General features: G+C 67.8%; 16 protein-coding genes. 13 read left to right on the top strand and 3 right to left on the bottom strand.

Annotated elements, in window-relative coordinates; translation table 11 throughout:
• Positions 1 to 65: 65 nt before the first annotated feature.
• The 9 genes from ACZ5R1_RS03140 to ACZ5R1_RS03100 all read left to right on the top strand — a co-directional run bounded on the left by ACZ5R1_RS03140 (position 66) and on the right by ACZ5R1_RS03100 (position 6,672).
• The gene (locus tag ACZ5R1_RS03140; protein WP_042137485.1) at positions 66 to 1,313 is read left to right on the top strand and encodes an NAD(P)/FAD-dependent oxidoreductase; all 1,248 of its coding nucleotides are present in this window, start codon (positions 66 to 68) and stop codon (positions 1,311 to 1,313) included.
• Entirely contained in the window at positions 1,310 to 1,810 is a 501-nt protein-coding gene (locus ACZ5R1_RS03135) for a hypothetical protein (protein ID WP_042137482.1), read from the top strand. The genes ACZ5R1_RS03140 and ACZ5R1_RS03135 overlap by 4 nt, the downstream gene beginning before the upstream one ends.
• Positions 1,807 to 2,991, top strand: coding sequence for a beta-ketoacyl-[acyl-carrier-protein] synthase family protein (locus ACZ5R1_RS03130; protein WP_042137480.1), 1,185 nt, complete (start codon positions 1,807 to 1,809; stop codon positions 2,989 to 2,991). Before ACZ5R1_RS03135 ends, ACZ5R1_RS03130 begins: the two co-directional genes overlap by 4 nt.
• The gene (locus ACZ5R1_RS03125; protein ID WP_042137478.1) at positions 2,988 to 3,437 is read left to right on the top strand and encodes a hotdog family protein; all 450 of its coding nucleotides are present in this window, start codon (positions 2,988 to 2,990) and stop codon (positions 3,435 to 3,437) included. Before ACZ5R1_RS03130 ends, ACZ5R1_RS03125 begins: the two co-directional genes overlap by 4 nt.
• On the top strand, positions 3,434 to 4,171 hold the full coding sequence (gene fabG, locus ACZ5R1_RS03120) for a 3-oxoacyl-ACP reductase FabG (protein ID WP_042137476.1): 738 nt from the start codon (positions 3,434 to 3,436) through the stop codon (positions 4,169 to 4,171). Before ACZ5R1_RS03125 ends, fabG begins: the two co-directional genes overlap by 4 nt.
• Positions 4,171 to 5,403 (top strand): beta-ketoacyl-ACP synthase, encoded by a 1,233-nt coding sequence (locus ACZ5R1_RS03115; protein WP_042137474.1) that lies wholly within the window; start codon positions 4,171 to 4,173, stop codon positions 5,401 to 5,403. The genes fabG and ACZ5R1_RS03115 overlap by 1 nt, the downstream gene beginning before the upstream one ends.
• A gap of 23 nt (positions 5,404 to 5,426) precedes the next feature.
• Complete coding sequence (locus ACZ5R1_RS03110; protein WP_052382675.1) at positions 5,427 to 5,825, top strand: hypothetical protein; 399 nt, start codon at positions 5,427 to 5,429, stop codon at positions 5,823 to 5,825.
• Positions 5,826 to 5,926: 101 nt separating this feature from the next.
• Positions 5,927 to 6,376 (top strand): hypothetical protein, encoded by a 450-nt coding sequence (locus ACZ5R1_RS03105; RefSeq protein ID WP_007161066.1) that lies wholly within the window; start codon positions 5,927 to 5,929, stop codon positions 6,374 to 6,376.
• 59 nt (positions 6,377 to 6,435) lie between these two features.
• The gene (locus ACZ5R1_RS03100) at positions 6,436 to 6,672 is read left to right on the top strand and encodes a hypothetical protein (protein WP_042137469.1); all 237 of its coding nucleotides are present in this window, start codon (positions 6,436 to 6,438) and stop codon (positions 6,670 to 6,672) included.
• Positions 6,673 to 7,249: 577 nt separating this feature from the next.
• On the opposite strand, the gene ilvA is transcribed toward ACZ5R1_RS03100, so the two are convergent.
• Positions 7,250 to 8,764: a threonine ammonia-lyase, biosynthetic gene (ilvA, locus tag ACZ5R1_RS03095; protein WP_156045033.1), complete on the bottom strand. Its 1,515-nt coding sequence runs from the start codon at positions 8,762 to 8,764 to the stop codon at positions 7,250 to 7,252.
• 125 nt (positions 8,765 to 8,889) lie between these two features.
• On the opposite strand from ilvA, the gene rpiA reads away from it, so the two are divergent.
• Positions 8,890 to 9,564 carry a ribose-5-phosphate isomerase RpiA gene (rpiA, locus tag ACZ5R1_RS03090; protein WP_027598763.1) on the top strand — a complete coding sequence of 225 codons (675 nt, stop codon included), beginning with the start codon at positions 8,890 to 8,892 and terminating at the stop codon, positions 9,562 to 9,564.
• Between the two features lie 268 nt (positions 9,565 to 9,832).
• Here the strand turns inward: rpiA and serA are convergent, their stop codons facing one another.
• Positions 9,833 to 11,062, bottom strand: a complete 1,230-nt coding sequence (serA, locus tag ACZ5R1_RS03085) for a phosphoglycerate dehydrogenase (RefSeq protein WP_027598764.1) — start codon at positions 11,060 to 11,062, stop codon at positions 9,833 to 9,835.
• Positions 11,063 to 11,286: 224 nt separating this feature from the next.
• Between serA and ACZ5R1_RS03080 the strand changes: the two genes are divergently transcribed.
• The 3 genes from ACZ5R1_RS03080 (at position 11,287) to ACZ5R1_RS03070 (ending at position 13,940) form a co-directional block, all read left to right on the top strand.
• A complete protein-coding gene (locus ACZ5R1_RS03080; RefSeq protein WP_027598765.1) occupies positions 11,287 to 11,952 on the top strand; it encodes a fumarylacetoacetate hydrolase family protein in 666 nt (221 codons plus the stop codon).
• A gap of 88 nt (positions 11,953 to 12,040) precedes the next feature.
• Positions 12,041 to 12,946: an SdiA-regulated domain-containing protein gene (locus tag ACZ5R1_RS03075; protein WP_042137465.1), complete on the top strand. Its 906-nt coding sequence runs from the start codon at positions 12,041 to 12,043 to the stop codon at positions 12,944 to 12,946.
• 70 nt (positions 12,947 to 13,016) lie between these two features.
• Positions 13,017 to 13,940 (top strand): SdiA-regulated domain-containing protein, encoded by a 924-nt coding sequence (locus ACZ5R1_RS03070; RefSeq protein WP_042137463.1) that lies wholly within the window; start codon positions 13,017 to 13,019, stop codon positions 13,938 to 13,940.
• 676 nt (positions 13,941 to 14,616) lie between these two features.
• On the opposite strand, the gene ACZ5R1_RS03065 is transcribed toward ACZ5R1_RS03070, so the two are convergent.
• Positions 14,617 to 15,141 (bottom strand): gamma carbonic anhydrase family protein, encoded by a 525-nt coding sequence (locus tag ACZ5R1_RS03065; protein ID WP_027598768.1) that lies wholly within the window; start codon positions 15,139 to 15,141, stop codon positions 14,617 to 14,619.
• Positions 15,142 to 15,442 lie beyond the last annotated feature (301 nt).

Here is a 15,442-nt window from a genome sequence, read left to right as displayed (position 1 = left end):
CATCCCCTGATCGTCATCGGCGCCCTGGGCCTCGCCCTCCGTCTCCCACGAAAAGGACCTTCGTCATGGTTGAACATCATCCCCTGATCGTCATCGGTGCCGGCCCGGCGGGCGCCGTGGTCGCCGCCCTGCTCAAGCGCCGCGGCCATCCGGTGCTGGTGCTGGAAGCCCAGCACTTTCCGCGCTTTTCCATCGGCGAGAGCCTGCTCTCCCACAGCCTGGACTTCGTCGAGGAAGCCGGGATGCTGCCCGCGGTCGAAGCCGCCGGCTTCCAGACCAAGATCGGCGCGGCCTTCGCCTGGGGCGAGCGCTACACTGACTTCGACTTCCGCGACACCTATAGTGGTGGCCGCAGCACCTTCCAGGTGCAGCGCGGCCCCTTCGACAAGATCCTGGCCGACGACGCCGCGCGCCAGGGGGTTACGATCCGCTACGGCCAGCGCGTCACCGCCGTGACCCTGGGTGAAGACGGCGAAAGGACCCGGCTCGAGGTGCAGGGCGACGACGGCCAGGCCTATGCGCTGACCACCGACTTCCTGCTCGACGCCAGCGGCTACGGCCGCGTGCTGCCCCGCCTGCTGGATCTGGAGGCGCCTTCGGACTTCCCCGTGCGCCGCGCCCTTTTCACCCATGTCGAGGATCGCATTGACGATCCCGGCTTCGACCGCCAGCGCATCCTCATCACCACCCACCCGACCCTGCGCGACGTCTGGTTCTGGACCATTCCCTTCAGCGACGGCCGCACCTCCATCGGGGTGGTCGCCGCCGCCGAGCGCTATGCCGGACGCGCCGCCGATCTCGCCACCTGTCTGCGCGACTGGGTGGCCGAGACCCCGAGCTTGGCCCGGGTGCTGCACAATGCGGTCTGGGATACGCCGGTGCGCGAACTGGGTGGCTACGCCGCCAACGTCAAGCGCCTGCACGGCCCCGGCTTCGCCCTGCTGGGCAACGCCGCCGAGTTTCTCGATCCGGTGTTTTCCTCGGGCGTCACCATCGCCCTGCGTTCGGCCAGTCTGGCCGCACCGCTGGTGGATCGCCAGCTGCGCGGCGAGTCGGTGGACTGGGAGGCCGAATTCGCCCGGCCGCTCAAGGCAGGCGTCGATACGTTCCGTGCCTATGTGGAGGGCTGGTACGATGGCAGCTTCCAGGACGTCATCTATTTCGAACACGCCGATCCCGAGATCAAACGCATGATCTGCGCCATTCTCGCCGGCTACGCCTGGGACGTTCGCAACCCCTTCGTCAAGGAGCCCCGGCGGCGCCTGCGCCTGCTCGTCGAGCTCTGTCAGCTGAATTCGGCCCATCCTGCATGACCCTGCCCCGTCCGTTCGTCTTCGCGCTGGCCTGCCTGCTGCTGCTCGCCGCCTGCGCCAGCCAGCCGCCGCTGCCCAGCAGTCCGCCGCCGCTGGCGCGTGCCCTGGTCTACCAGGTGGAGCGCCAGACCGCCGAGGGCAGCGACGCCCTGCTGCTGGCCATCCAGCCGGAAGGCGCCGCCCTGCGCTTTTCGCTGTTCGATCCCCTTGGCGTGCCCCAGGCGCGCCAGCAACTGATCGACAGCGCCTGGCACGCCGACGGCCTCCTGCCGCCCAATCCCCGGGCGCGTACCTTCTTCAGCGTGCTGCTGTTCGCCCTGACCCCGACCGACCAGTTGTCAAGCGCCTATGCCACGGGCGACTGGCAGAGGGCCGCCGACGGCAGCCGCAGCCTCAAGGACTGGCAGGTGCGCTATCCCGCCGCCGACCGCCTGGAGCTGCAGGCGCCGGATGGGTCCAGCTATCACCTGACGCCCTTGCCGGAGTCCACGCCTTGAGCGCCTACCTGAATGCCCTGGGCCTGCTCTGCGCCCTGGGCCAGGGCAAGGCCGAGGTGGCCCGTGGCCTGTTCGCCGGTGATACGGCCGGCATGCAGCCTACGGCGGGCTGGATTCCCGAGCGCCAGCCGCCGGTGGGTACCGTCACCGCGCCGCTGCCAGCCTGGCCGCTGGAGTGGACACCTTTTTTCAGCCGCAACAACCAGCTGCTGCTGGCGGCCCTGACCGAGATCGAACCCCAGGTGCGCCAGGCCATCGAGCGCCACGGCCCGGCGCGTATCGGCGTGGTGCTGGGCACCAGCACCTCGGGCATCCACGAGGCCAGCCTGGGCATCGCCGTGCACCAGCGCAGCGGCCAGTTGCCCGAGGGCTATCAGTACGCCCAGCAGGAACTGGTGGCGCCGGCGGATTTCCTCGCCCGCTACCTGGGCCTGAGCGGCCCCTGCTACGGCCTTTCCACCGCCTGCACCAGCAGCGCCCGCGCCCTGCTCAGCGCCCGGCGGCTGCTGGTCCAGGGGCATTGCGACGCCGTGCTCTGCGGCGGTGTCGACAGCCTCTGCGGCCTGACCCTGAACGGCTTCGCCGCCCTCGAAGCGGTCAGCGAATCGCTGTGCAATCCCTTCTCGGTCAATCGCTGCGGCATCAACATCGGCGAGGGGGCGGCGCTGTTCCTGCTGACCCGCGAACCCGGCCCCATCGCCCTGCTCGGCGGCGGAGCCAGTTCCGATGCCCACCATATCTCCGCCCCCGATCCCAGTGGGCGCGGCGCCGTCCAGGCCATGCAGGCGGCCCTGCGCGCCAGCGGCCTGCAACCGAAGGACATCGGCTATCTCAACCTGCACGGCACCGCCACGCCGCACAACGACGCCATGGAAAGCCAGGCCACCCACCAGGTGTTTCCGGCCGGGGTGCCCTGCTCCTCCACCAAGCCGCTGACCGGCCATACCCTCGGCGCCGCCGGCGCCCTGGAAGCCGCCTTCGCCTGGCTGACCCTGGACCCGCGGCTCAATCCCGCCGGCCAGTTGCCGCCGCAGCGCTGGGACGGCCAGGCCGATCCGGCCCTGCCACGGCTGGCGCTGACGGATGCCGACAGCCGCCTGGACGGTCGCCGCCACGCCATGAGCAACAGCTTCGCCTTTGGCGGCAGCAACGTCAGCCTCATCCTCGGAGCCACGCCATGATCCCCTGGACCCTCGCCGAACTGGTGCCCCACGCCGGCGACATGCTGCTGATCGACGAGATCCTCGCGTGCGACGAGAGCGGCATCGAGACCCGCCTGGTGGTCAGGCCCGGCCTCTTCACCGATGCCGCGGGCGCCCTGCCAGCCTGGATCGGCGTGGAACTGATGGCCCAGAGCGTGGCCGCCTTCGCCGGCTGCCAGGCGCGCCGTCGCGGCGAGGCCCCGGCCCTGGGCTTTCTGCTCGGCACCCGCCAGTTCACCTGCGACGTGCCGGCCTTTCCCGCCGGTCGCGAATTGCGCATCCGCGCCCAGCCAGCGCTGGAAAACGACGATGGCATGGCCATCTTCGACTGCCACCTGCAGGGCCCTGGCTGCCAGGCCAGCGCCCGCCTGAACGTCTATCGTCCACCCCAGGTGGATCTGTATCTAGAGGAGCCCGCGCCATGAGCGTCGCCCCCGCTCCGGTCCTGGTGACCGGTTCCAGCCGCGGCCTGGGCCGCGCCATCGCCCTGCGCTTGGCCGCCGCCGGCCATGACCTGGTGCTGCACTGCCGCAGCCGCCGCGAGGAAGCCGAGGCCGTGCGCGCCGAGGTCGAGGCCCTGGGCCGCAGCGCCCGGGTGCTGCAATTCGACGTCGGCGACCGCGCCGCCTGCGCCGCCATCCTGGAGGCCGACACCGAGGCCTACGGCGGCTACTACGGGGTGGTCTGCAACGCCGGCCTGACCCGCGACGGCGCCTTTCCGGCGCTGACCGGCGAGGACTGGGATGTGGTCCTGCGCACCAACCTCGACGGCTTCTACAACGTGCTGCACCCGGTGGTCATGCCGATGATCCGCCGCCGCGCGCCGGGGCGCATCGTCTGCATCACCTCGGTCTCCGGACTGATCGGCAATCGCGGCCAGGTCAACTACAGCGCCTCCAAGGCCGGCCTGATCGGCGCCGCCAAGGCCCTGGCCGTGGAGCTGGCCAAGCGCAAGATCACCGTCAACTGCGTGGCCCCGGGGCTGATCGACACCGAGATCCTCGACGAGCACGTCCCCGTGGAGAAGATCCTCGAGATGATCCCGGCCGGGCGCATGGGCACCCCCGAGGAGGTGGCCCACGCCGTGGCCTTCCTGCTCGCCCCCGAGGCCGGCTACATCACCCGCCAGGTGCTGGCGGTCAACGGAGGACTGTGCTGATGAGCGCGCGCCGCGTCGTGATCACCGGGATGGCCGGCGTCACCGCCCTGGGCAGTGACTGGCCGACCATCCGCGACCATTTCCTCGCCGGCCACAGCGGCATCCGCCGCATGGACGCCTGGGATCGCTATACCGAGATGAACACCCGCCTGGGCGGCCCCATCGTCGACTTCCAGGTGCCGGGCCACTGGACCCGCAAGCAGTTGCGCAGCATGGGGCGGGTGTCCCAGCTGGCGGTAGCCGCCGGCGAGCGCGCCCTGGCCGATGCGGGACTGCTGGACGACGCCCGCATCACCGACGGTCGCATGGGCGTGGCCTGCGGCTCCTCCACCGGCAGCACCGACGACATCAAGGCCCTGGCCAACATGCTGCTCAGCGACGCCGCGGTGGGCCTCAACGCCAATACCTATGTGCGCATGATGCCGCACACGGCGGCCGCCAACCTGAGTCTGTTCTTTGGTCTCAAGGGCCGCTTGATCCCCACCTCCAGCGCCTGCACCAGCGGCAGCCAGGGCATCGGCTACGCCTACGAGGCCATCAAGTTCGGGCGCCTGCCGCTGATGCTGGCCGGCGGCGCCGAAGAACTCTGTCCCAGCGAGGCCATGGTCTTCGACACCCTCTATGCCACCAGCCTGCGCAACGACGCGCCCCAGACCTCGCCGCGTCCCTACGACCGCAGTCGCGACGGCCTGGTGATCGGCGAAGGCGCCGGCCTCCTGGTGCTGGAGGAGCTGGAACACGCCCAGGCGCGAGGTGCGCGTATCCACGCCGAGATCGTCGGCTTCGGCAGCAACGCCGATGGCCAGCACTCCACCCGTCCCGAGCAGGCCACCATGCAGCGCGCCATGGAGCTGGCCCTGGAAGACGCCGGGCTGACCCCGGACGCCATCGGCTACGTCAACGGCCACGGCACCGCCACCGAACAGGGCGACATCGCCGAGACCCGCGCCACCCAGGCGCTGTTCGGCGCCCGCATGCCCATCAGCTCGCAGAAGAGCTACCTGGGCCATACCCTGGGTGCCTGCGGCGCCCTGGAATCCTGGTTCAGCATCGCCATGATGAACGAGGAGCTGTTCGTGCCCACCCTCAACCTCGACGAACTGGATCCCCAGTGCGGCGAGCTGGACTATCTGCGTGGCGGGCCACGCGCGCTGCGCACGGACCATGTGATGAACAACAATTTCGCCTTTGGCGGGGTGAACACCTCGCTGATCTTCCGCCGCTGGTCCTGATGACCCTATCCCGAGGTATGCCCATGTTGCGTCGCCTGCTGCTCGTCTCCGCTCTGCTGTTCCTGGCGGCCTGCACCCGCGCGCCCCTGGTGACGCCCCAGGAGGTCTTTCCGGCGGACCGTGTGGAAAACGCCGCCGATGTCCGCCGCGCCATCGTCGACACCCTCGAACGCCGTGGCTGGAGCGTCGGCCAGGAGAGCCCCGGCCTGGTGGTCGCCAGCATCGTGGTGCGCGATCGCCACCAGGCCTGGGTCGACATCCCCTACAGCACCAAGGGCTACCAGATCCGCTACCGCGACAGCGCCGGCCTCGACTACGACGGCGAGCGCATCCATCGCAACTACAACAAATGGGTCCAGCTGCTCGACGCCGACATCCGCCGGCAACTGCAGTTGCCTGCCCCCGCAACCGCCGCGGAGTGACCATCCGCGGCCTGCGCGATAGCACAGAACGCCGGTCCCACGGCTGACGGAGCGGGCGTTCTGGGTTAAACAGTCATCCCCACCACCACAAGGAAGTCACCATGCGTATCCTCACCTCCACCCTCGCCCTCACCCTGAGCCTGGCCGCGCTGCTGCCCGGCGCCGCCCAGGCCCGCGACACCACCCTGCAACTGCCCTTCGCCGAAGTCGTCCAGGAAGCCCTGGCCGCCAAGCGCCTGGATGGCAGCGTGAAGTTCTACCTGGCCGGCAACCCGGTGCCGGGCAAGGCCACGGTGGTCAACTCCAGCATCACCACCAACCAGAAGACCAACGCCTTCAACAAGACCGACGAGGTCGCCTGCCGCTGGGTGCTGCAATCGGCGCTGATCCGCCTGCAGGAAGCGGCCAAGGCCGCCGGTGCCAATGCGGTCACCGACATCACCAGCTACTACAAGAAGAACGAGTGGAGCGACCCCACCCGCTACGAGTGCCACGCCGGTGCCCTCATGGCCGGTGTCGCCCTCAAGGGCAAACTGGTCATCCTCAAGTAGATCGGAACGGCGGTGCGCTCGGGGAAGTCTGTGTAGAAACCCGCCCCGAGGCCGCCGCCATGCCCATGTTTAGCGTCCACTACCGCAAGGACGGCGAGTCCCGCCAGCTCGACCTCGAGCATCCGCAGGCCAGTCTCGCCCCGCACGAAGCCGCCCTGGCCGTGCTGGAACAGCTGCGCGCCGACGCCGAGAACAGCCTGGCGCTGCCGCCCGCCGATGCTCCCGCCGCGGCCATCCTGCGCCAGGCGGAGGTGCATGGGCTGACGGATATCCGGGTGGAGCCGCTGGCTTCGTAGGTTGGTGTCGAGCGTCTGGCGCGTGGTCATCCTCACCCAACCCTCTCCCGCAGGGAGAAGGGGCGGTTGGGCTCCGCAGCGCGTAGCGCGGAAAACCGCGCAGCGTTTTCCACTTTTTGCGCCAAATACCAATCGCGGCCATGGGCCGCTCCTACAGGCTTGACCGTAGGAGCGGCCGCATCGGCGGACCGCCATGGCCGCGATCAATTGCGCTTACCCGTAGCGTGGAAAACGGCGCAGCCTTTTCCGCAGACGAGCTCCGGTGCCAACGGTGGATAAGGCTACGCCGTTATCCACCCTACCCGTAGCTTGGCGCTGGGCGCCGCAAAGTCCAGCAGGTGGCAGCTTCCGGTATGGGGCTACCCTCACCCCAGCCCTCTCCCCGAGGGAGAGGGGGCGGTCTGGTCCAGCGTGGGCTTGTGGGCGCATCGCGGCCATGGCGGTCCGCCGCTGCGGTCGCGCCTACAAGAACATCATTCCCTGTAGGAGCGGCCCATGGCCGCGATCATCGCCGTAGCGTGGATAAGGCTGCGCCGTTGTCCACCCTACCTGCAGCGAAGCCCAACACCACCGGACCTCAGCCCAGGAACAACCGGTACGCCGAATTCTCCGTCTCGTCCCAGTAGCGATAGCCGATGGCATCCAGGGTCGCCAGCAGCTCTTCCCGCTCGGCCTGGCTGGCTTCCAGCCCCGCGAACACCCGCCCGTCCGCCGCGCCGTGGTTGCGGTAATGGAACATGCTGATGTTCCAGCGCCCGCCCAGCTTTTCGAGGAAGTCGAACAGCGCCCCGGGGCGCTCGGGGAATTCGAAGCGGAACACCTGCTCCTGGCCGACCCGCGCGGCATGCCCGCCCACGGTGTGGCGGATATGCAGCTTGGCCAGCTCGTTGTCGGTCAGGTCCAGCACCGGAAAACCCTGGTCGCGCAGCCCCTGGATGAGGGCGTCGCGCGGATCGCGCTGGGGATGGGTCTGGACGCCGACGAAGATATGGGCTTCTTCGCCGGTGTGGTAGCGGTAGTTGAATTCGGTGATCTGCCGCCGGCCGAGCGCCTCACAGAAGGCGCGGAAGCTGCCCGGCCGCTCGGGAATGGTCACGGCGATGATGGCTTCGCGCTGCTCGCCCAGTTCGGCGCGCTCGGCCACGTGTCTCAGCCGATCGAAATTGATGTTGGCGCCGGAGTCGATGGCCACCAGCACCTGGCCGCTCGAACCTTCCCGCTCGGCGTATTTCTTGATCCCCGCCACGCCCAGGGCGCCCGAGGGCTCGGTGATGGAGCGGGTATCGTCGTAGATGTCCTTGATCGCCGCGCAGATCTCATCCGAGCTGACGGTGATGACCTCGTCGACATAACGGCGGCAGATCTCGAAGGTGTGGTGGCCGATCTGGGCCACGGCCACGCCGTCGGCGAACAGCCCCACCCGCGGCAGCACCACCCGCTCACCGGCGGCCATGGCCTGCTGCAGGCAGTTGGAATCGTCCGGTTCGACACCGATGATCCTGATCTCGGGGCGCAGGTATTTCACATAGGCGGCGACCCCGGCGATCAGGCCACCACCGCCCACGGGGACGAAGATGGCATCCAGCCGACCAGGATGCTGGCGCAGGATCTCCATGGCCACGGTGCCCTGGCCGGCGATGACATCAGGATCGTCATAGGGCGGGACGAAGGTGTAGCCCTGCTCCTCGACCAGGCGCAGCGCCTCGGCCAGGGCCTCGGGGAAGGCGTCGCCGTGCAGCACCACCTCGCCACCGCGCGATTGCACGCCGATGACCTTGAGCTCCGGCGTGGTGCGCGGCATCACGATGATCGCCCGCACCCCCAGTTCGCGGGCCGCCAGGGACAGGCCCTGGGCGTGGTTGCCGGCGCTGGCGGTGATGACGCCACGGGCCTTTTCGCTGGCCGAAAGGCTGGCCAGCTTGGTGTAGGCACCACGGATCTTGAAGGAGAACACCGGCTGCAGGTCTTCGCGCTTGAGCAGCACCTGGCAGCCCAGCCGCTCGGACAGCGCCCGCGCCGGTTGCAGGGGCGTTTCGATGGCCACGTCGTAGACGGGGGCGAGCAGGGTCTTCTTCACATAGTGTTCGAGCATCGGCGGAGCGATCCGGTGGGTGCGGCGGGGGCGAAAAGTCTACTACGGGCACCTCCGGGTGGGTTAGCCAGGCCCTCCGAGCGGCTATAATCGGCGACCCTCCACCCGTTTTCGCGGATACCCCCATGAATCAGGACCAGCTCAAGCAGGCCGTCGCCCAGGCCGCGGTCGACCTCATCCTTCCCCAGCTCTCCCGCGACAGCGTGGTCGGCGTGGGCACCGGCTCGACCGCCAACTTCTTCATCGACCTGCTGGCCAAGCACAAGCTGGAGTTCGATGGCGCCGTGGCCAGTTCCCAGGCCACCGCCGACCGGTTGAAAAGCCATGGCATCACCGTCTATGACCTCAACGGTGTCAGCGACCTTGAATTCTATGTGGACGGCGCCGACGAAGCCGACGGCCACCTCAATCTGATCAAGGGCGGCGGCGCGGCCCTGACCCGCGAGAAGATCGTCGCCGCCGTAGCACGCAAGTTCATCTGCATCGCCGACGCCAGCAAGCGCGTCGACGTCCTCGGCGAATTCCCGCTGCCGGTGGAAGTCATCCCCATGGCCCGCAGCCACGTGGCCCGCGAGCTGGTGAAGCTGGGCGGTGATCCCGAGTACCGCGACGGCGTGGTGACCGACAACGGCAACGTCATCCTTGATGTGCACAATATGCACATCGTCGATCCGGTGGGCCTGGAAGCCAGGATCAACAACATCGTCGGCGTGGTCGCCAACGGCCTCTTCGCCGCCCGCCCGGCGGACGTGCTGCTCTTGGGCACCGCCCAGGGCGTGGAGCGGCTGGAGCGGAGCTGAATCCGTAGCGCGGAAAACCGCGCCAGCGTTTTCCACAGGGAAGCTCGTGCGAGACCAGTGGATAAGGCTACGCCGTTATCCACGCTACGGCGTTTATCGCGGCCATGGCGGTCCGCCGATGCGGCCGCTCCTACAAAAGCACGATATACCTGTAGAAGCGGTCGCTACGGCGCACCGGCATGGCCGCGATGAAACCTCCTCCAGCACGAAAGCAAAAAAGCCCCGGTCAGGCGAACCCGACCGGGGCTTTTTCATGCCACCTGGCGGCTTAGAACAGCACGCGGCAACGGATGGTGCCCTTGACGTTCTGCAGCTTCTCCTGGGCCAGGTCGGAGTACTCGGCGTCGACGTCGATCACCACGTAGCCGACCTTCTCGTCGGTCTGCAGGTACTGACCGGAGATGTTGATGCCGCTCTCGGAGAAGACGCGGTTGATCTCCGACAGCACGCCCGGCACGTTCTGGTGGATGTGCAGCAGGCGGTGCTTGCCCGGATGCGACGGCAGGGCCACTTCGGGGAAGTTGACCGAGGACACCGAGGTGCCGTTGTCGCTGTACTTGACCAGCTTCTCGGCCACTTCCAGGCCGATGTTGGCCTGGGCCTCGGCGGTGGAGCCACCGATGTGCGGGGTCAGGATGACATTGTCCAGGCCACGCAGCGGCGAGACGAATTCGTCGTTGTTGGAGCGCGGCTCCACCGGGAAGACGTCGATGGCGGCGCCGATCAGGTGCTCGTCCTTGATGGCGGCGGCCAGGGCGTCGAGGTCGACCACGGTGCCGCGGGCGGCGTTGATCAGGATGCCGCCCTTCTTGATGGCGCGGATCTCGCGCTCGCCGATCATCAGCTGGGTGGCGGGGGTTTCCGGCACGTGCAGGGTGACGATGTCGCTCATGCCGAGCAGTTCGGTCAGGGAACCGACCTGCTGGGCGTTGCCCAGGGGCAGCTTGGTGATGACGTCATAGAAGAACACCTGCATGCCCAGGCCCTCGGCCAGGACCGACAGCTGGGTGCCGATGGAGCCGTAGCCGATGATGCCCAGCTTCTTGCCGCGGATCTCGAAGGAGTTGGCCGCGCTCTTGATCCAGCCGCCGCGATGGCAGGAGGCGTTCTTGGCCGGGATGCCGCGCAGCAGCAGGATGGCCTCGGCCAGCACCAGCTCGGCCACCGAACGGGTGTTGGAATAGGGGGCGTTGAACACGGCGATGCCGCGCTCGCGGGCGGCCTGCAGGTCGACCTGGTTGGTGCCGATGCAGAAGCAGCCGACGGCGACCAGCTTCTTGGCGCAGTCGAACACCTCTTCGGTGAGCTGGGTGCGCGAGCGGATGCCGATGAAGTGGGCGTCGGCGATCTTTTCCTTGAGCTGGGCATCCGGCAGAGAGCTGGTGACGTACTCGATGTTGCTGTAACCCGCGGACTTGAGGATATCCACGGCGGACTGGTGGACGCCTTCCAGGAGAAGGAAGCGGATCTTGCTCTTGTCGAGGGAAGTCTTGCTCATCTGCGTTGAATCCAGAGTGTCCAGGGAGAAGGATGCCGGCGCGGCGCAGGCCAGGTCAGCCAGCGGCAAAGGGGTCGCTATCTTAGCATGAGCCACCGGATGCAGGTCCGGTTGCGACCTGAAGCTTTCTCAGGGCGACCATGAGCGCCTTGCGACCAGGACCGCGCCGCGGCCTCCGCTTTTGGTTAAGATCGCCAGCAGACGCCACTCACCAGGAGCACAAGATGGCCTACCAGCACCAGTACCTCGATGGCACCAAGATCCACTTCCCCCTGGGCAAGGTCGTCTGCATCGGCCGCAACTACGCCGAGCACGCCAAGGAGCTGAACAACCCGGTTCCCACCGAGCCCCTGCTGTTCATCAAGCCGGCCAGCTGCGTGGTGCCGGTGGCCGAGGGTTTCGCCATCCCCACCGATCAGGGTTCGGTGCACTACGAGGCCGAGATCGCCGTGCTGATCGGCAAGCCGCTGTCGAAGAAGCCGTCGGCCGAGGAAGTGCGCGACGCCATCTCCGGCTTCGCTCCCTCCCTGGACCTGACCCTCAGGGACGTGCAGAGCCGCCTCAAGGAAAAGGGCTATCCCTGGGAGATCGCCAAGAGCTTCGACGGCGCCTGCGTGCTCGCGCCCTTCGTGCCGGGCGATGCCTTCGAGGACCTGGCCGACATCCCGGTGCGCCTGACCATCAACGGCGAAGTGCGCCAGGACGGCAACAGTCGCGACATGCTCAACCCCATCCTGCCGCTGATCCAGACCATCGCCGGACATTTCTCCCTGCAACCGGGCGACGTCATCCTCACCGGCACGCCGGTAGGTGTCGGACCTCTCAACGTGGGCGATGACCTGGTGCTGGAGCTGCCGGACGTTAGCCGCTTCGAAACGCGCGTGCTATAACCCCGCCACCCACCGTCGCCTGGCCGGTGCCTGGCGACGGTGTGTCGGCACGGCCGCGACGCTCTAACAAGAAGCCGTCCGAGCCCGCATGTCCAGACTTCCCCGCCTCATCCTGTCGCGCCTCCTCCCCGCCTTCGTCCTGCTGGTGCTGATCGTCCTCACCTTCGTCTGGCACTGGAACGACCGGGCGCTGCTCTGGTGGCAGGAATACCGCACGCCGCCGGAAGTGCGCGCCCAGGCGGTCTGGCTGCCGGACTACCAGGCAGTGATCCAGGGCAAGCCACTGCCGGGCCTGGCCGAGGCCGAGACCTCCGACCTCACCTACGATCCCCGTACCCGCACCCTCTTCGCCGTCACCGGCAGCACCCCCTATCTGGTGCAACTGAGCCTGACCGGCGACATCCTCAGACGCATCCCGATCCGCAACGTCTCCAACCTCGAAGGGGTGACCGCTCTGGAAGACGGGCGCCTGGCCATCGTCGACGAGCGCCAGCGGCGGCTATCGCTGTTCCAGCTGGCCGACGACGCCCGCGAACTGGACGCCAACACCTTCGAACACCACGACCTGGGCTTTCCCGACGCCGGCAACAAGGGCTTCGAAGGCATCGCCTGGGATCCGCGGCACCAGCGGCTGATCCTCAGCAAGGAACGCGATCCGGCCGCCCTCTTCACCCTGGCCAGCGACGGCCGCGGCGTCTCCGGCAGCCTGCAGCCCTTTGCGCTCCAGCAGCTGGTGATCGACTACTCCGCGGTGGCGGTCGATCCGCGTACCGGCCACCTGCTGGCGCTGTCCGACCAGTCCCACACCCTGGTGGAGCTGACCGCGGACGGCCAGCCGGTCAGCTTCATCAGCCTCAGAAGCGGCCTGCACGGTCTCAAGGCGACCATGGAGCAACCGGAAGGCGTGGCCCTCGACGAAGCCGGCAATCTCTACATGATTGGTGAACCCAATCTCTTCCACGTGTTTCACAAGGTGTCCGGCGCGGCGCAATGAGCGCCTATTCAGCTTGAATTCAGGGTCGCGCCCTTAGGCTGCGCGGCATTACCGCCTCAGGACCCTGTCGATGTTTCCGCTGTTTTCCCCTCGCACCCTGGGTGCCCTGCTGGGCGGGGCCCTGCTGCTGGCCCTGACCCTGGTGGCCCAGCAGCACCGGCTGTTCGAGCGGCTCTGGTTCAACGTCCAGAGCCAGCTCCAGGCCGAAAGCCGCCAGGCCCGCTCGCTGTGGCTGCCGGGCTACCGGGTCACCGTCGAGGCCAGGACCATCGGCGACGGCATCACCGACGTCTCGGCGCTGAGCTTCGACCCCGACCGCCGCACCCTGGTCAGCGTCACCAACAAGCCGGCGCGCTTTCTCGAACTGGACCTGGACGGCCGCCTGCTGCGCCAGGTGGAGCTCAGGGGCTTCAGCGATCCGGAGGCCATCGAGTACATCGCCCCCGGCGTCTACATGATCAGCGAAGAGCGCCGCCAGCGCCTGGTGCGGGTACGCATCGGTGCCGACACCCGGGTGGTGGACATCGATGATCGCCAGGTCAGCCACCCCTTCAGCCTCAGCGACGTGCAAAGCGACAACCGCGGCAACGAAGGCCTGGCCTACGACGCGGCGCGCGAGCGCTTCTTCGTCGCCAAGGAAAGCGATCCGGTGCGCATCTACGAGATCGAAGGTCTCGGCAGCGAAGCCTTCGAAGGCCTGCAGGCGCTGTCGCTGCGCACGGATCCGCAACGCGATCGCCGCCTGTTCGTGCGCGATCTTTCCAGCCTGCAATTCGACCCCGGCACCGGCCACCTGCTGGCGCTCTCGGATCAGTCGCGGCTGGTGCTGGAACTGGACGACGACGGCAAGCCGATCAGCTCGCTGTCACTGCTGCGCGGCCAGCACGGCCTCAGCCGCAGCGTGCCCCAGGCGGAAGGCGTGGCCATGGACGACCAGGGCCGGCTGTATGTGGTCAGCGAGCCGAATCTGTTCTATCGGTTCGAGAAGCCGTGAGAATGGACTATTGCCGGAGCCATAGGCCTGCTCGAACAGCCCCCTCTCCCTCTGGGAGAGGGTTGGGGTGAGGGCGCACCTGGCAACGAATGCCCTGTGGAAAAGGCTGCGCCGTTTTCCACGCTACGCCGCCGGTGTTGTGCTTCGACGATGAGGCCGTCTCAACCCAACCTACGGGAATCGCCGTAGGTTGGGTTGAGCGCAGCGAAGCCCAACAGGCTGGAGCGGCTCGACCTAAACACCTGCTCGAACAGCCCCCTCTCCCCTCGGGAAAGGGGCGGGGTGAGGGCGCGCCTGGCACCTGATCTCCATGTGGAAAAGGCTGCGCCGTTTTCCACGCTACGCAGCCGGTGTTGAGCGCAGCGAAGCCCAACGGGCTGGAGTGGTTTCACCCTCACCCTCACCCCAGCCCTCTCCCTGAGGGAGAGGGGGTGGTTCCGCGCTAGCGGATGGCCTGGCGACAATGGAGCGGATCTGCCTTTGGCGCTGGCAACGAACGCCTGCTCGAACAGCCCCCTCTCCCCTTGGGAGAGGGGGTGGTTCCGCGCTAGTGGATGGCGTGGCGACAATGGAGCGAATCTGCCTTTGGCGCTGGCAACGAACGCCTGCTCGAACAGCCCCCTCTCCCAAGGGGAGAGGGGGTCATCCAGTGCAGAGTTCGGCTCCTGAGCCCCGCCTACTCCCCCTGCTCGAACAACTCCTCCAGATAGCGCCGCGCATTGGCCACATAGACCTGGGCATTGGCTGCCAGCTGTGCCTGCTGGGCTTCGCTGAGGGCGCGGACCACCTTGGCCGGCGAGCCGAGCACCAGGGAGCCGTCGGGGATCACCGCGTTCTCGGTAACCAGGGCATTGGCGCCCACCAGGCAGTTGCGCCCGATACGCGCGCCGTTGAGCACCACGGCGTGGATGCCGATCAGGCTGCCGTCGCCGATCTCGCAGCCATGCAGCATGGCCTGGTGGCCAACGGTGACGCCGCGCCCCAGGGTCAGCGGCGAGCCGGGATCGGTGTGCAGCACGGCGCCGTCCTGGACATTGCTGTCCGGACCGATATGGATCAGCTCGTTGTCGCCACGCAGCACCGCGCCGAACCAGACGCTGGCACCCTCGTCCAGGCGTACCTTGCCGATCACCGCGGCGGTGGGCGCGACCCAGCTCTGTGGATGGGCCTCGACCCGCTGTTCTCCCAGGCGGTATTTCATGGTGTCGCTCCTCGTATTGTTGTCGTTGGCGGAACGCCCGATTGTTCGCCAGCGCGGGGCCTGGGCGCAATCGACGCCGACAGGAGCCCCAGCGTTGTTGCAAGTCATTCTCGATAGCGAAAGAATGCCAGGGGAACCTAAGCCCGCCCGACTGCGACGAATGACCACGGCCAGAACGCTGGGAAAGGCCCTCGGCCTTTGCAAAGCTGGCGGCCGCTGACCGCACCGTCCTTGTAACCGCAGCGTCAGCCGTCCCGGCCCAGGCCGGTTTCCCGAGACCACCGGAATCTGCGAGCGCCCG

The sequence above is a fragment of the Pseudomonas sp. Pso3 genome (assembly GCF_055393275.1).
This window is presented reverse-complemented; position numbering and strand designations above follow the sequence as displayed.

Coding starts and splice junctions, on each gene's coding strand:
- fabG (WP_042137476.1), top strand. CDS start 3,434: ATGAGCGTCGCCCCCGCTCCGGTCCTGGTGACCGGTTCCAGCCGCGGC.
- ACZ5R1_RS03075 (WP_042137465.1), top strand. CDS start 12,041: ATGTCCAGACTTCCCCGCCTCATCCTGTCGCGCCTCCTCCCCGCCTTC.
- ACZ5R1_RS03140 (WP_042137485.1), top strand. CDS start 66: ATGGTTGAACATCATCCCCTGATCGTCATCGGTGCCGGCCCGGCGGGC.
- ilvA (WP_156045033.1), bottom strand. CDS start 8,764: ATGCTCGAACACTATGTGAAGAAGACCCTGCTCGCCCCCGTCTACGAC.
- ACZ5R1_RS03070 (WP_042137463.1), top strand. CDS start 13,017: ATGTTTCCGCTGTTTTCCCCTCGCACCCTGGGTGCCCTGCTGGGCGGG.
- ACZ5R1_RS03065 (WP_027598768.1), bottom strand. CDS start 15,141: ATGAAATACCGCCTGGGAGAACAGCGGGTCGAGGCCCATCCACAGAGC.
- ACZ5R1_RS03110 (WP_052382675.1), top strand. CDS start 5,427: ATGTTGCGTCGCCTGCTGCTCGTCTCCGCTCTGCTGTTCCTGGCGGCC.
- ACZ5R1_RS03125 (WP_042137478.1), top strand. CDS start 2,988: ATGATCCCCTGGACCCTCGCCGAACTGGTGCCCCACGCCGGCGACATG.
- ACZ5R1_RS03135 (WP_042137482.1), top strand. CDS start 1,310: ATGACCCTGCCCCGTCCGTTCGTCTTCGCGCTGGCCTGCCTGCTGCTG.
- ACZ5R1_RS03105 (WP_007161066.1), top strand. CDS start 5,927: ATGCGTATCCTCACCTCCACCCTCGCCCTCACCCTGAGCCTGGCCGCG.
- ACZ5R1_RS03100 (WP_042137469.1), top strand. CDS start 6,436: ATGCCCATGTTTAGCGTCCACTACCGCAAGGACGGCGAGTCCCGCCAG.
- rpiA (WP_027598763.1), top strand. CDS start 8,890: ATGAATCAGGACCAGCTCAAGCAGGCCGTCGCCCAGGCCGCGGTCGAC.
- ACZ5R1_RS03080 (WP_027598765.1), top strand. CDS start 11,287: ATGGCCTACCAGCACCAGTACCTCGATGGCACCAAGATCCACTTCCCC.
- ACZ5R1_RS03115 (WP_042137474.1), top strand. CDS start 4,171: ATGAGCGCGCGCCGCGTCGTGATCACCGGGATGGCCGGCGTCACCGCC.
- serA (WP_027598764.1), bottom strand. CDS start 11,062: ATGAGCAAGACTTCCCTCGACAAGAGCAAGATCCGCTTCCTTCTCCTG.